14 protein-coding genes are annotated in these 13,494 nt (G+C 52.8%); 11 read left to right on the top strand and 3 right to left on the bottom strand.

Annotated features, from left to right (window positions below; translation table 11 throughout):
• Positions 1-4: 4 nt before the first annotated feature.
• Both N7E69_RS22255 and ptsG read left to right on the top strand, forming a co-directional pair.
• Positions 5-802: a metal-dependent hydrolase gene (locus N7E69_RS22255; RefSeq protein WP_000480277.1), complete on the top strand. Its 798-nt coding sequence runs from the start codon at positions 5-7 to the stop codon at positions 800-802.
• A 294-nt stretch (positions 803-1,096) separates the two neighbouring features.
• Complete coding sequence (gene ptsG / locus N7E69_RS22250) at positions 1,097-2,530, top strand: PTS glucose transporter subunit IIBC (RefSeq protein ID WP_000475705.1); 1,434 nt, start codon at positions 1,097-1,099, stop codon at positions 2,528-2,530.
• A gap of 84 nt (positions 2,531-2,614) precedes the next feature.
• On the opposite strand, the gene fhuE is transcribed toward ptsG, so the two are convergent.
• On the bottom strand, positions 2,615-4,789 hold the full coding sequence (fhuE, locus tag N7E69_RS22245; RefSeq protein WP_000008401.1) for a ferric-rhodotorulic acid/ferric-coprogen receptor FhuE: 2,175 nt from the start codon (positions 4,787-4,789) through the stop codon (positions 2,615-2,617).
• A gap of 341 nt (positions 4,790-5,130) precedes the next feature.
• Between fhuE and hinT the strand changes: the two genes are divergently transcribed.
• From hinT to N7E69_RS22205, 8 genes are all read left to right on the top strand, one after another.
• On the top strand, positions 5,131-5,490 hold the full coding sequence (gene hinT / locus N7E69_RS22240; protein ID WP_001532068.1) for a purine nucleoside phosphoramidase: 360 nt from the start codon (positions 5,131-5,133) through the stop codon (positions 5,488-5,490).
• Positions 5,491-5,492: 2 nt separating this feature from the next.
• Entirely contained in the window at positions 5,493-5,867 is a 375-nt protein-coding gene (locus tag N7E69_RS22235) for a YcfL family protein (protein WP_000589563.1), read from the top strand.
• 13 nt (positions 5,868-5,880) lie between these two features.
• Complete coding sequence (gene lpoB / locus N7E69_RS22230) at positions 5,881-6,519, top strand: penicillin-binding protein activator LpoB (protein ID WP_000164359.1); 639 nt, start codon at positions 5,881-5,883, stop codon at positions 6,517-6,519.
• A complete protein-coding gene (gene thiK / locus N7E69_RS22225; protein ID WP_001257327.1) occupies positions 6,500-7,324 on the top strand; it encodes a thiamine kinase in 825 nt (274 codons plus the stop codon). The genes lpoB and thiK overlap by 20 nt, the downstream gene beginning before the upstream one ends.
• A 10-nt stretch (positions 7,325-7,334) precedes the next feature.
• Complete coding sequence (gene nagZ, locus N7E69_RS22220) at positions 7,335-8,360, top strand: beta-N-acetylhexosaminidase (protein ID WP_000529340.1); 1,026 nt, start codon at positions 7,335-7,337, stop codon at positions 8,358-8,360.
• A 24-nt stretch (positions 8,361-8,384) separates the two neighbouring features.
• The gene (gene ycfP / locus N7E69_RS22215) at positions 8,385-8,927 is read left to right on the top strand and encodes an alpha/beta hydrolase YcfP (protein ID WP_000587945.1); all 543 of its coding nucleotides are present in this window, start codon (positions 8,385-8,387) and stop codon (positions 8,925-8,927) included.
• A gap of 254 nt (positions 8,928-9,181) precedes the next feature.
• A complete protein-coding gene (gene ndh / locus N7E69_RS22210; protein WP_000211053.1) occupies positions 9,182-10,486 on the top strand; it encodes an NADH-quinone dehydrogenase in 1,305 nt (434 codons plus the stop codon).
• 178 nt (positions 10,487-10,664) lie between these two features.
• On the top strand, positions 10,665-11,204 hold the full coding sequence (locus N7E69_RS22205; RefSeq protein WP_001043452.1) for a glycine zipper 2TM domain-containing protein: 540 nt from the start codon (positions 10,665-10,667) through the stop codon (positions 11,202-11,204).
• Positions 11,205-11,277: 73 nt separating this feature from the next.
• On the opposite strand, the gene comR is transcribed toward N7E69_RS22205, so the two are convergent.
• Positions 11,278-11,913 (bottom strand): TetR family copper-responsive transcriptional repressor ComR, encoded by a 636-nt coding sequence (gene comR / locus N7E69_RS22200; RefSeq protein WP_000205991.1) that lies wholly within the window; start codon positions 11,911-11,913, stop codon positions 11,278-11,280.
• Between the two features lie 241 nt (positions 11,914-12,154).
• On the opposite strand from comR, the gene bhsA reads away from it, so the two are divergent.
• Complete coding sequence (bhsA, locus tag N7E69_RS22195; RefSeq protein WP_000800134.1) at positions 12,155-12,412, top strand: multiple stress resistance protein BhsA; 258 nt, start codon at positions 12,155-12,157, stop codon at positions 12,410-12,412.
• A gap of 96 nt (positions 12,413-12,508) precedes the next feature.
• Here bhsA and N7E69_RS22190 read toward each other — a convergent pair whose 3' ends face one another.
• Positions 12,509-13,474 carry a L,D-transpeptidase family protein gene (locus N7E69_RS22190; RefSeq protein ID WP_000482961.1) on the bottom strand — a complete coding sequence of 322 codons (966 nt, stop codon included), beginning with the start codon at positions 13,472-13,474 and terminating at the stop codon, positions 12,509-12,511.
• Positions 13,475-13,494 lie beyond the last annotated feature (20 nt).

Below are 13,494 nucleotides of genomic sequence, written 5' to 3'. Positions count from 1 at the left end.
CATTATGTTTTTAGTCGACTCACACTGCCATCTTGATGGTCTGGATTATCAATCTTTGCATAAGGACGTGGACGATGTGCTGGCGAAAGCCGCCGCGCGCGATGTGAAGTTCTGTTTAGCGGTGGCGACGACGCTGCCGGGGTATCGCCATATGCGCAAGCTGGTGGGCAAGCGCGATAATGTGGTCTTTTCCTGCGGCGTGCATCCGTTAAATCAGGATGAAGCATATGACGTAGAAGAACTGCGCCTCCTTGCTGCAGAAGACGATGTGGTGGCGATGGGCGAGACCGGGCTTGATTACTTTTACACGCCTGAGACCAAAATCCGCCAGCAGGCGTCTTTTATTCATCATATTCAGATTGGCCGCGAATTGCATAAACCGGTGATTGTCCATACTCGCGACGCGCGTGCCGATACGCTGGCTATCCTGCGCGAAGAAAAAGTGACGGATTGCGGCGGCGTACTACACTGTTTTACAGAAGACAGAGAAACGGCCGGCAAATTGCTGGATCTGGGGTTTTATATCTCTTTTTCCGGCATCGTAACGTTCCGTAACGCTGAACAGTTGCGTGATGCGGCGCGCTATGTGCCGCTGGATCGGTTGTTAGTCGAGACCGATTCTCCTTATCTGGCGCCGGTGCCGCATCGCGGTAAAGAGAACCAGCCTGCGATGGTACGCGACGTCGCAGAATATATGGCGGTATTGAAAGGGGTTGCCGTTGAAGAACTGGCGCAGATCACCACCGATAACTTTGCTCGCCTGTTCCATATTGACGCGTCTCGCCTGTCATCAATCCGTTAAACGAGTTTTTTTAAAGCTCGTAATTAATAAGCAAAGCGCGTAAAGTTCACCGCCACAAAAGGGGCGGTGAGCGAGCTTATGGAAACATTCGGAAACTCATTTTGGCAGAATGTGATACTTTTTAGGCTATCTGGCGCTGAAACGTGATAGCCGTCAAACAAAATCAGACGTATTTATTTTACTCTGTGTAATAAATAAAAGGGCACTTAGATGTCCTGTCCACGGCGGGGTTCTCCCCCCTCGCCAATGCGTGAGAACGTAGAAAAGCACAAATACTCAGGAGCACTCTCAATTATGTTTAAGAATGCATTTGCTAACCTGCAAAAGGTCGGTAAATCGCTGATGCTGCCGGTATCCGTACTCCCTATCGCAGGTATCCTGCTGGGTGTCGGTTCCGCTAACTTCAGCTGGCTGCCAGCCGTTGTATCGCACGTTATGGCAGAAGCGGGCGGATCTGTTTTTGCCAATATGCCGCTGATTTTCGCTATCGGCGTGGCGTTGGGCTTCACCAACAACGACGGCGTTTCGGCTCTGGCGGCGGTAGTAGCGTATGGCATCATGGTGAAAACCATGGCTGTGGTTGCGCCGCTGGTTCTGCATTTACCTGCTGAAGAGATCGCCGCTAAACACCTTGCTGATACGGGTGTTCTCGGGGGGATTATCTCCGGTGCGATCGCAGCGTATATGTTTAACCGCTTCTACCGCATCAAACTGCCTGAGTATCTGGGCTTCTTTGCGGGCAAACGCTTCGTGCCGATCATTTCGGGTCTGGCCGCTATTTTTACCGGTGTGGTGCTGTCTTTCGTATGGCCGCCAATCGGTACGGCTATCCAGGCGTTCTCGCAGTGGGCGGCTTATCAGAATCCGGTTGTCGCGTTTGGTATTTACGGTTTTATCGAGCGTTGCCTGGTGCCGTTTGGTCTGCATCATATCTGGAACGTTCCTTTCCAGATGCAGATCGGCGAATACACCAACGCAGCGGGTCAGGTATTCCACGGCGACATTCCGCGCTATATGGCGGGCGACCCGACGGCGGGTATGTTGTCTGGCGGCTTCCTGTTCAAAATGTACGGTCTGCCGGCTGCAGCCATTGCTATCTGGCACTCTGCTAAACCGGAAAACCGCGCAAAAGTGGGCGGTATCATGATTTCCGCCGCGCTGACCTCGTTTTTGACGGGTATTACCGAGCCTATCGAGTTCTCCTTCATGTTCGTGGCGCCGATCCTGTACATCATTCACGCGATTCTGGCAGGTCTGGCATTCCCGATCTGTATCCTGCTGGGGATGCGTGACGGTACGTCGTTCTCCCACGGTCTGATCGACTTTATCGTGCTGTCCGGTAACAGCAGCAAATTGTGGCTGTTCCCGATTGTTGGCGCCGGTTATGCGATTGTGTACTACACCGTGTTCCGCGTGCTGATCAAAGCGCTGGATCTGAAAACGCCGGGTCGTGAAGACACTACTGATGACGCAAAAGCGGGGGCGACCAGCGAAATGGCGCCGGCTTTGGTTGCGGCGTTTGGCGGTAAAGAGAACATCACTAACCTGGATGCCTGTATCACGCGTCTGCGCGTGAGCGTAGCCGATGTAGCGAAAGTGGATCAGGCTGGCCTGAAGAAACTGGGCGCGGCAGGCGTTGTCGTCGCGGGTTCCGGCGTTCAGGCTATTTTCGGTACGAAATCCGATAACCTGAAAACGGAAATGGATGAGTACATCCGTAACAGCTAAGCAGTAATGATGTTGGGGAGAATTAAGGCAGCCATTCGGCTGCCTTTTTTAATGGCGCTTTACATGCCGCTCTCCGACAGTCTGTCAGAACTGATAATTGGCGGTGAGGCTGACGTTACGCGGTGCGCCGTAAACAATGGAACCATCAATATTGGTGTCGTAGGTTTTATCAAACAGGTTGTTGATGTTTCCCTGTACGGAGAAATTTTTCGTCACCTGATAGCGGGTAAACAGATCGACCAGCGCATAGCTGCCCTGTTCGGCGCGGAAAGTGCCGTACGGCGTCGTGGTATCTTTGTAAACCCGATTCTGCCAGTTCACGCCGCCGCCGACCGTCAGCTCCGGTATCGCCGGCAGACGATAGCGGGTGAATAACTTCACGCTGGTGCGCGGAAGATTAGGGTTCACGGCGTTACCTTCATTGTCCTCGGCAACATACCGGGTAGCCCCGAAAGTCATCTGCCAGTTATCGGTAATTGCGCCGTTCACTTCAAATTCGACGCCTTTGCTCACCGTTCCGTCAGTAGACTTCCAGGCAAACTCCCCATTACTGCCAGGGATGGGAATAGTGGTTGCCTGAGCGACGTTATTCTGCTCAATGCGGAATACGGACAACGTGGTGGTGAGGCGACTGTTCATCCAGTCGGACTTCAGACCCGCTTCATAGTTATTACCGGTAATCGGAGCCAGATATTGACCCGCTTTGTCGCGTTTATTCTGCGGCTGAAAGATAGAGGTATAACTGGCATAAGCGGACCAGTTGTCGTTGATATCATAAATCAGCCCGGCATACGGCGTGGTATGGTTTTTCTCCATGCTGTAGGTCAGTGTATCAGCACGCCAGTTGGTATAACGAGCGCCGAGAATCAGATGCAGCGGGTCGGCCAGCGAAATGCGCGTAGCGGCATACAGCGATTTCATATGCGTGGTATCGTCCTGCGCCAGATTTTGTGGCGCCCAGTGGGTTTGGGGGAAATTACCGTTAAAGGCGCTGAAGTTGCCAATGTCGTCCGGAAAGACGTTCGCCCAGGCGCTAAAATAGCGGTTATTCTGTTTACTATAACTGCCGCCAAACATCATATTGTGCTGACGGCCAAACAGCTCATAAGCGCCATCGGCAAAGAGATCTATGGCATCTACTTTGCGCTTGCCGCTGTTCCAGCCCGTACCGCCGACCACGGGGTAGCTTGCGCCATAAGGACTCACCAGCGTACCTGTCTCTTTATCGACTAACGCATCGATATACATCATTTTACTGTCGAATTTGACCTCAGTATGGGTCGCATTCAGGGTCGCCTGCCAGCTTTCGGCAAAACGCTGTTTAAGCGTGACGAAGAATTTATTTATCTCTTTGTTGTTATAAGCCCAGTCCGGGGCGGTACTACGCGCGCGGTCATAGCTATTTTTGCTGCCATCGGTGTTCCAGCGCGGCAGACCGCCCCAGGTTGGGCTGTTGACATCAATTTTTTGATATTCATAACCGGCTGAAAGGTTGGTGGTTGTACCCAGATCGGCATCGACAATTCCGGAAAAGAACGCTTTCTCACTGTTATAGCGGTCCAGCCAGGAATCATTATTCTGATAACCCGCCACGATGCGCCCACGGACATTGCCGTCCGCGGTGAGCGGACTTTGCAGATCCATGACGTAACGCTGCTTATTCCAGCTACCGTATTCTGTGGAAACGTTACCTTTGAACTCCCGACTGGTGGCGTGTTTACGGATCATATTAATTGAGGCCGAAGGATTACCGGTCCCGGTCATCAGCCCATTCGCGCCGCGAACCACCTCCACGCGCTCATACAGCGCGGTATCCGTTAGCGCATCGCCCAGATTCCAGCGGGACTCAAAATACGTTGGAATACCGTCAACCATATAGTTGTCAATTTCAAACCCGCGCGAGTAATAGCTGATGCGATCGGAGTCAGCCTGGCTTCCGCTGATCCCCAGCGTATTGGTCATCACCTCGCCCAGGGTTTGCAACTGCTGGTCTTCCATACGCTGTTGGCTGACAATACTGACCGACTGCGGGATATCGCGCTGAGTCATCGGCATTTTGGTGCCCGCTGCGGTCGTTTTCACGCTGTAATCCTGTTCTTCACGGTTTACGGCGTCAGCGGTCGTCGCGCCTTCGACAATAACGGTATCCTCAGCCGCGAAGGCGGCAGGCATAAATGCCATCGCCATACCCATAGCTAACAGCGACGGTGCGGCGGTGGACGGAAGGTGTTTGTCCCGGCGGTATTGAATGAAAGACATCTGAAAATCCTTGCTTGTTATTGGGGTAAGTTCAGGACGTATGACGTTGAACCTTTTCATTCTTTGCTAGTTAATGCGCATAAAAATGCAAATGAGAAATATACGCATTTGTATTAAATGTGTAAAACGGTATAAACAGGGAAACTAGAAATATTTTTTAAGCGTACAAAGGCGTCATGGCAGGGGGATATGGCGGTAAGTCCAGCATGTAGTCATTTTTCGCTTAATAAATCGTGGGTTAAAGTTGAAAGAGCGTCGGTAACTCGCTCATACTCTATACTCGCAGTATGGCTCGGCGTAGCATGTGCGCTGCAAGGGCTATTATGAAAAAGGAAAACGTCGTGGCAGAAGAAACTATATTCAGCAAAATTATTCGTCGTGAAATCCCTTCGGATATCGTTTATCAGGATGAGCTGGTCACCGCCTTTCGTGATATTTCACCGCAGGCGCCGACGCATATCTTGATTATTCCCAATATCCTGATCCCAACCGTCAATGACGTGACGGCGGAACATGAACAGGCGTTAGGTCGGATGATCACCGTGGCGGCGAAAATCGCCGAACAGGAAGGCATTGCCGAAGATGGGTATCGTTTAATCATGAATACCAACCGTCATGGGGGCCAGGAGGTTTATCATATCCATATGCACCTACTGGGCGGCCGCCCGCTAGGCCCGATGCTGGCGCATAAAGGCTTGTAAGTATGATCAAAGGATGCATCGCGGTTTCTCTGGGCTTGCTGCTGCTTACCGGCTGCCGGTCACACCCTGAAATTCCGGTAAGCGACGCGCAGTCGCTGGTGATGGAGTCCACGGTTCTGGCGGCGGGCGTCACCGCAGAGCCGCCTGAACTGACGGCGTCTGATATCCAGCCATCAGCCTCTTCCCGCGTCTATAACGAAAGGCAAGAGCCCATAACCGTTCATTATCGGTTTTACTGGTATGACGCGCGGGGGCTGGAGATGCATCCGCTGGAGGCGCCGCGTAGCGTAACCATACCCGCGCGTTCGTCGGTAACGCTATTTGGCAGCGCCAATTATCTGGGGGCGCATAAGGTCAGGCTTTATCTTTATTTGTGAGGAGTGAATTTTGATGACAAAAATGCATCGCTACGCCGCCATTGCTGCGCTGGCGATATTTCTCTCCGGGTGTATGGCGCAACGTCAACCTGCGCCAGTTGAAGAGGTAAAACCAGCGCCAGAACAACCCGCGCAGCCACCGCAACCTCCTGTTGTGCCGTCTGTGCCAACCATTCCACAGCAACCGGGGCCGATCGAACATGAAGATCAAACGGGCCAGCCAGCGCCTAAGGTGCGCCACTATGACTGGAACGGCGCGATGCAACCGCTGGTCAGCAAAATGTTGCAGGCTGATGGCGTGACGGCCGGAAGCGTATTGCTTGTCGACAGCGTGAATAACCGGACGAATGGGTCGTTAAATGCGAACGAGGCAACGGAAACGTTACGTAATGCGCTGGCGAACAACGGTAAATTTACGCTGGTCTCCGTACAGCAACTCTCGATGGCAAAACAGCAGTTAGGGTTGTCTCCGCAGGATAGTCTGGGAACGCGCAGTAAAGCTATTGGCATTGCGCGCAATGTCGGGGCGCAATATGTACTTTACTCCAGCGCATCCGGTAACGTTAACGCGCCTGCATTACAGATGCAGTTAATGCTGGTGCAAACGGGCGAGATAATCTGGTCAGGTAAAGGTGCGGTCCAACAACAATAATCCCTTAACGCGCGACGAGATCCTGTCGCGCTATTTTCCCCAGTATCGTCCCGCCGTCGCCGCATCGCAGGGGCTAAGCGGCGGGAGCTGTATTATTGCCCACGATACTCACCGTATCGTGCTGCGCCGTCATCACGACCCCGACGCTCCACCAGCCCATTTTTTACGTCATTACCGCGCCTTATCCCAATTGCCGGCCAGTCTTGCGCCGCGAGCGCTTTTTTATACGCCGGGCTGGATGGCGGTAGAATATCTGCATGGTGTGGTAAATTCCGCTCTGCCAGATGCCGACGAACTGGCGGCCTTACTGTATCATTTGCATCAACAGCCGCGTTTTGGCTGGCGTATCGCGCTATCGCCACTATTGGCGCAGTACTGGTCGTGTTGCGATCCGGCGAGGCGTACGCCGTTTTGGTTGCGGCGGCTCAAACAGTTGCAAAAAAACGGTGAACCTCGCCCGCTGCGGCTCGCGCCTTTGCATATGGATGTCCATGGCGACAATATAGTATTAACGTCCGCCGGGTTGAGACTGATTGACTGGGAGTATGCCGGCGACGGCGATATTGCGTTGGAGCTGGCGGCAGTATGGGTTGAGGATGAACGCCAGCACCGACAACTGGCAGACGCGTATGCAGCGCGCGCGCGAATCGACGCCCGGCAGCTATGGCGACAGATACGATTATGGCACCCCTGGGTCATTATGCTAAAAGCAGGGTGGTTCGAATACCGCTGGCGACAAACCGGCGAGCAACAATTTATCAGGCTGGCCGATGAAACCTGGCGCCAGCTACGTATGAAAGGATAAGGAGAGCAGTGTGGGCCCAGTAATGTTGAATGTCGAAGGATGTGAGCTGGATGCGGAGGAGCGCGAGATACTGGCGCATCCGCTGGTTGGCGGGCTTATTCTGTTCACGCGTAATTACCATGACCCGGAACAGCTGCGCGAATTAGTGCGCCAGATTCGGGCGGCATCGCGTAACCATCTGGTGGTGGCCGTCGATCAGGAAGGCGGGCGCGTACAGCGTTTCCGTGAAGGGTTTACCCGCCTGCCCGCGGCGCAATCTTTTTTTGCGCTGCATGGGCTGGAAGAGGGGGGGCGACTGGCGCAGGAGGCTGGGTGGCTGATGGCCAGCGAAATGATCGCGATGGATATTGATATCAGTTTTGCGCCAGTGCTGGACGTCGGGCATATCAGCGCGGCAATTGGCGAGCGTTCTTATCATGCCGATCCCGCAAAAGCGTTGGCAATGGCAACACGCTTTATTGACGGTATGCATGACGCCGGGATGAAAACGACCGGTAAGCATTTCCCCGGCCACGGCGCGGTCACGGCGGACTCCCACAAAGAGACGCCGTGCGATCCACGTCCTGAAACGGACATCCGTGGCAAAGATATGTCGGTGTTCCGCACGCTGATTAGCGAGAATAAACTGGATGCGATTATGCCTGCGCACGTGATCTACCGCGCTATCGATCCGCGTCCGGCAAGCGGTTCGCCGTACTGGCTGAAAACGGTGCTGCGTCAGGAGTTAGGCTTTGATGGCGTCATTTTCTCCGACGATCTGTCGATGGAGGGCGCGGCGATTATGGGCAGCTATGCTGAGCGCGCTCAGGCGTCGCTGGATGCGGGTTGCGATATGATTCTGGTCTGCAATAATCGTAAAGGCGCAGTCAGCGTGCTGGATAATCTGTCGCCGATCAAAGCAGAACGTGTTACACGTTTGTATCATAAAGGTTCATTTTCACGCCGGGAGCTCATGGACTCAGCACGCTGGAAAACAGCCAGCGCCCAGCTCAACCAGTTACATGAACGCTGGCAGGAAGAAAAAGCAGGTCATTAACTCGAGTTTTCGTGAGGGTGCCAGATGATTATTTATTTACACGGTTTTGATTCAAATAGTCCGGGCAACCATGAAAAAGTGTTGCAATTACAGTTTATCGACCCGGATGTTCGGCTGGTAAGCTACAGTACGCGGCATCCTAAGCACGATATGCAGCATCTGCTGAAAGAAGTGGACAAAATGTTGCAGTTGAATGTGGACGAGCGCCCTTTAATCTGTGGCGTGGGGCTGGGCGGTTACTGGGCGGAGCGGATTGGCTTTTTGTGCGATATCCGTCAGGTGGTTTTTAACCCGAACCTGTTCCCCTATGAAAACATGGAGGGGAAAATCGATCGCCCGGAAGAATATGCGGACATCGCTACAAAGTGCGTGACCAACTTTCGCGAAAAAAATCGCGATCGTTGTCTGGTGATCCTCTCGCGTCATGACGAAGCGCTGGACAGCCAACGCTCAGCGCAAGCGCTTCACCCGTATTATGAAATTGTGTGGGATGAGGAACAGACTCACAAATTCAAAAATATTTCGCCGCATTTGCAACGTATCAAAGCGTTTAAAACGCTGGGATAACGCCATCCGGCAATATGGCGTTATCAGTGACCGGATAACCAGCCTTGCGGCTGGTTTTTTTATGCTCAATTCTCGCAAACTGTCTATCTTTTCAGCATGAAAACTTGATGCACATCAATTTTGGTATGACCAATGCACCGTTCATGCTATTCTCATATCAGAAGCTTATTCTCATTAACGTAACTTGTTGTTAATTAAAGGCTATACTAATAACTTTTAATTAACAATTGGTTAATAAATTTAAGGGGGGCACGTTGACTACACCATTAAAAAAGATCGTGATTGTCGGCGGCGGCGCTGGCGGGCTGGAAATGGCGACGCAGTTAGGCCATAAACTGGGGCGCAAGAAAAAAGCGAAAATCACGCTGGTAGACAGAAATCACAGCCATCTGTGGAAACCATTGCTGCACGAAGTGGCGACTGGCTCTCTGGACGAAGGCGTGGATGCGCTGAGCTATCTGGCTCATGCGCGTAATCATGGTTTCCAGTTCCAGCTGGGGTCGGTGATGGATATCGATCGCGAAGCGAAGACCATCACCATTGCCGAGTTGCGTGATGAAAAGGGCGAACTGCTGGTGCCGGAGCGCAAAATCGCGTATGACACGCTGGTGATGGCGCTGGGCAGCACCTCTAATGATTTCAACACGCCGGGCGTGAAAGAGCACTGTATCTTCCTCGATAACCCGCATCAGGCGCGCCGTTTTCACCAGGAGATGCTGAACCTGTTCCTCAAGTATTCGGCTAATCTGGGCGCGAACGGTAAGGTCAATATCGCCATCGTTGGCGGCGGTGCGACGGGGGTTGAGCTGTCGGCTGAACTGCATAATGCGGTAAAACAGCTGCATAGCTATGGTTATAAGGGGCTGACCAACGACGCGCTGAACGTGACGTTGGTTGAGGCTGGCGAGCGTATTCTGCCTGCGTTGCCGCCGCGTATCTCCAGCGCCGCGCATAATGAACTGACCAAACTGGGCGTTCGCGTGCTGACGCAAACTATGGTCACCAGCGCCGACGAAGGCGGTCTGCATACGAAAGAAGGTGAATATATTCAGGCCGATCTGATGGTGTGGGCGGCGGGTATCAAAGCGCCAGATTTTATGAAAGAGATTGGTGGTCTGGAAACGAACCGCATTAACCAACTGGTGGTGGAACCGACGCTGCAAACCACGCGCGATCCTGATATTTATGCGATTGGCGACTGCGCTTCCTGCGCACGTCCGGAGGGAGGTTTTGTGCCGCCTCGCGCTCAGGCGGCGCATCAGATGGCTACCTGCGCGATGAATAACATTCTGGCGCAGATGAATGGCAAACCGCTGAAAGCTTACCAGTATAAAGATCATGGATCGCTGGTCTCTCTGTCCAACTTCTCTACCGTGGGTAGTCTGATGGGGAACCTGACCCGCGGTTCAATGATGATTGAAGGACGTATCGCCCGCTTCGTGTATATCTCGCTATACCGTATGCACCAGATAGCGCTGCATGGATACTTTAAAACCGGCCTGATGATGCTGGTGGGCAGTATTAACCGCGTCATTCGTCCGCGTCTGAAACTGCATTAATTTCTCTGCGCCTCACCGGCTGCTCGCGCCGGTGAGCGCTTCTCCATCTCTTGCTTCGGAGTTGTCCGAATCCTTCAGCTTTACCGCCTCATCCCGCATTTTTCATCCTCATTCCGATTGGCTTTGTTCGCATACTGGTTGCAAAATTGTTACCAATAGCAACGAAGGAGGAGCTCCCGTGAATAAATCAATGTTGGCGGGTATAGGGATTGGCGTAGCGGCTGCGCTGGGTGTGGCGGCAGTGGCCAGTCTCAACGTATTTGATCGTAGTCCGCAATATGCGCAGGTGATATCGGCTAAACCGATTAAAGAGACGGTAAAAACGCCGCGTCAGGAGTGCCGTAATGTCACGGTCACGCATCGCAGACCGGTTCAGGACGAAAACCGTATTGCCGGCTCGGTGCTTGGCGCAGTAGCAGGCGGCGTGATTGGACATCAATTTGGCGGCGGTCGTGGTAAAGATGTGGCGACGGTCGTCGGGGCGCTGGGCGGCGGTTATGCTGGCAATCAAATCCAGGGGTCAATGCAGGAAAGTGATACTTACACTACCACGCAGCAACGCTGTAAGACGGTGTATGACAAATCTGAAAAGATGCTTGGCTACGACGTGACCTACAAAATTGGCGATCAGCAGGGCAAAATCCGCATGGATAAAGACCCCGGAACGCAAATTCCCCTCGACGGCAATGGCCAACTGGTTCTGAATAACAAAGCATAAAAAAGCTGTACTCTGCAAGTTAGCCCCTCATTCGCTCAGGCTGAGGGGCTTTTTTTATCCGAAGCCGCGTCGTTCAGGACTTAAGTAGTTCAGGCCAGATGCGCAGAGTCGTACGCGTAATTTGCATCAGTTGTTCGAAGGTGGCTCCTTCACGGGCGCTGATCGACATTCCCTGTAAAATACAGTTTATATATTCCGCGAGCGCCTGCGGGTTACAGTGCGCCGGAATTTCACCGCGCTCCTGACGTTGGCGCAGAAACTGGATGAGCGTCTGTTCCTGCATGGCGTGGCGTGATTTTACCGTGCGGGCGATATCGCGCGAGGAGGCGGCGAGGGTGGCGGACGTATTAATCATAAAGCAGCCAGCCGGCGTGTCTGTACTGGTAAAGCAGGCGGCAATTTCTGTGAAGTAATCTTCCAGTGCCGATTCCACGCTTTTCTCTTCACAAAAGAGCTGGGCTTCGTGCTTTGAGGCAAAGCGAGTGATGTAGCGATCCAGGACAGCGCGAAATAATCCTTCTTTATTAGTGAATTCCGCATAGAGAGTAGGCGCTTTCGCCCCGGTAGCCTCTACGAGATCGGAAAGCGAAGTTGCTTCATAGCCGTGCTGCCAGAAGAGAGTCATGGCCTTATCAAGCGCGGCTTCCCTGTCGAACACTTTTGGTCGGCCACGGCTTTTCTTCGCGCAACTCGTGGTATCCGTTGTCATGATGCCGTTGTACCTGTTTAAAGAGCGGTTTCTCTATTATAAAAACAAACCACTTCTGGCTCCAGAGTATTCATTAGAAAAATAAATCAATTCTATTCACATGAAAAATAACATCTTTATAAATTATATAACGATCATTATAAAAAGAAGTTGACGTGTGATGTAGATCACATCTATGATTAATTTATCGATCGTTAAGTTAATGCTTACGACACCCATTCATCTGCTAAAGGTCATCACTATGAAAAACGTAAAAAACCTCATCGCTGCTGCCGTACTGAGTTCGCTCTCATTCGCCAGCTTCGCCGCCGTTGAAGTTCAGGCAACGCCAGAAGGTCAACAGAAGTTCGGTACCATTTCCGCGAATGGCGGCACGAATCTGGGCTCGCTGGAAGATCAGCTGGCGCAAAAAGCGCAGGAGATGGGGGCGAAGTCTTTCCGTATTACCTCTGTTACCGGCCCGAATACCCTTCACGGTACGGCGGTAATCTATAAGTAAGCATTAACCCTCATTAATGCCGCTGCGATTGCCACAATAAAAAAAGAAAGCCTCGCGATGCATCGCGAGGCTTTTTTGTCGGTCAGCTATTCACGCTTACAGCGACTGCGGTTTCGCCTCTGCTTGACGGGTTACATCCACCGGCATTCCGGAACGCACTTCCATAACATGTTCCATCACCGCAGCATCGGTCTGCGGCGCGTCCTTAAAGGCCTGCATCGGGCCATTCAGCACAATCGGCAGCACCTGCGGATCGTCGCCTATATTTTTAGACAGCGGCTGATGAACTTCCACCAGTCGCACGCCGCCTGGCTCCACCGAGGCTTTAATCGGCGTATTGATAATATTCACTTTGGTTCCCGGCGTGACCTGACGGAACAATGTCTCTATATCACCGTCGCGCAGACGGATACAGCCGGAACTGACGCGCATACCAATGCCAAAATCGGCATTCGTGCCATGTAACAGATAGACGCCGCCGTAGGCCGCTAAACGAATCGCGTGATGCCCCATTGGGTTATCGGGACCGGCAGGCACCACGGCGGGGAGATCGATGCCTTGCGCTTTATAACGTGCGCGAATATTGGCGGTCGGCGTCCAGGTTGGATTGGCGCGTTTATCCGAAATGGTCGTCACCATCGTTGGCGTCAGGGTATCGCCGCCCAGTTGGCCAATCCCGATAGGGTAGACCGTGACCGTATTTTTCCCCGGTTGATAATAGTAAAGCCGTAATTCCGCGAGGTTAATGACAATCCCTTCACGTGGCGCGTCCGGTAGCAGCGTTTGCAGCGGAATCGTCAGCACGCTGCCTGCGCGTGGCACGTAAGGATCAATGCCGGGGTTGGCCTGTAACAGGGCTAAAAAGCCCACGTTATATTTTTTGGCGATCGCCTCCAGCGAGCCGCCGTCGTCTTCAACGACATGGAATTTATTTTCTCCCACCAGTCGACTGCCGGGGGGCGGAAGAGGCCACGTATTCGCCTGCGCGGGAAGGGCAAGCATGATGGTCGCGGTAAGCGCAAACAACGCCCACCAGCGAGAGAGTCGCGTATTGTTGAACATTATAATAAACCCATGATTAT

The organism is Salmonella sp. 3C (assembly GCF_025426275.1).
GTDB classification, from domain to species: domain Bacteria; phylum Pseudomonadota; class Gammaproteobacteria; order Enterobacterales; family Enterobacteriaceae; genus Salmonella; species Salmonella enterica.
Note: the sequence above shows the minus strand (reverse complement) of the source record. Positions and strands in the feature narration are given on the sequence as shown.

Bases quoted from the DNA above. Each gene is read 5' to 3' on its own strand.
- comR (WP_000205991.1), bottom strand. From the start codon at position 11,913: ATGACAACGGATACCACGAGTTGCGCGAAGAAAAGCCGTGGCCGACCA.
- N7E69_RS22190 (WP_000482961.1), bottom strand. From the start codon at position 13,474: ATGTTCAACAATACGCGACTCTCTCGCTGGTGGGCGTTGTTTGCGCTT.
- N7E69_RS22255 (WP_000480277.1), top strand. From the start codon at position 5: ATGTTTTTAGTCGACTCACACTGCCATCTTGATGGTCTGGATTATCAA.
- N7E69_RS22235 (WP_000589563.1), top strand. From the start codon at position 5,493: ATGATCAAAGGATGCATCGCGGTTTCTCTGGGCTTGCTGCTGCTTACC.
- bhsA (WP_000800134.1), top strand. From the start codon at position 12,155: ATGAAAAACGTAAAAAACCTCATCGCTGCTGCCGTACTGAGTTCGCTC.
- lpoB (WP_000164359.1), top strand. From the start codon at position 5,881: ATGACAAAAATGCATCGCTACGCCGCCATTGCTGCGCTGGCGATATTT.
- ycfP (WP_000587945.1), top strand. From the start codon at position 8,385: ATGATTATTTATTTACACGGTTTTGATTCAAATAGTCCGGGCAACCAT.
- ptsG (WP_000475705.1), top strand. From the start codon at position 1,097: ATGTTTAAGAATGCATTTGCTAACCTGCAAAAGGTCGGTAAATCGCTG.
- fhuE (WP_000008401.1), bottom strand. From the start codon at position 4,789: ATGTCTTTCATTCAATACCGCCGGGACAAACACCTTCCGTCCACCGCC.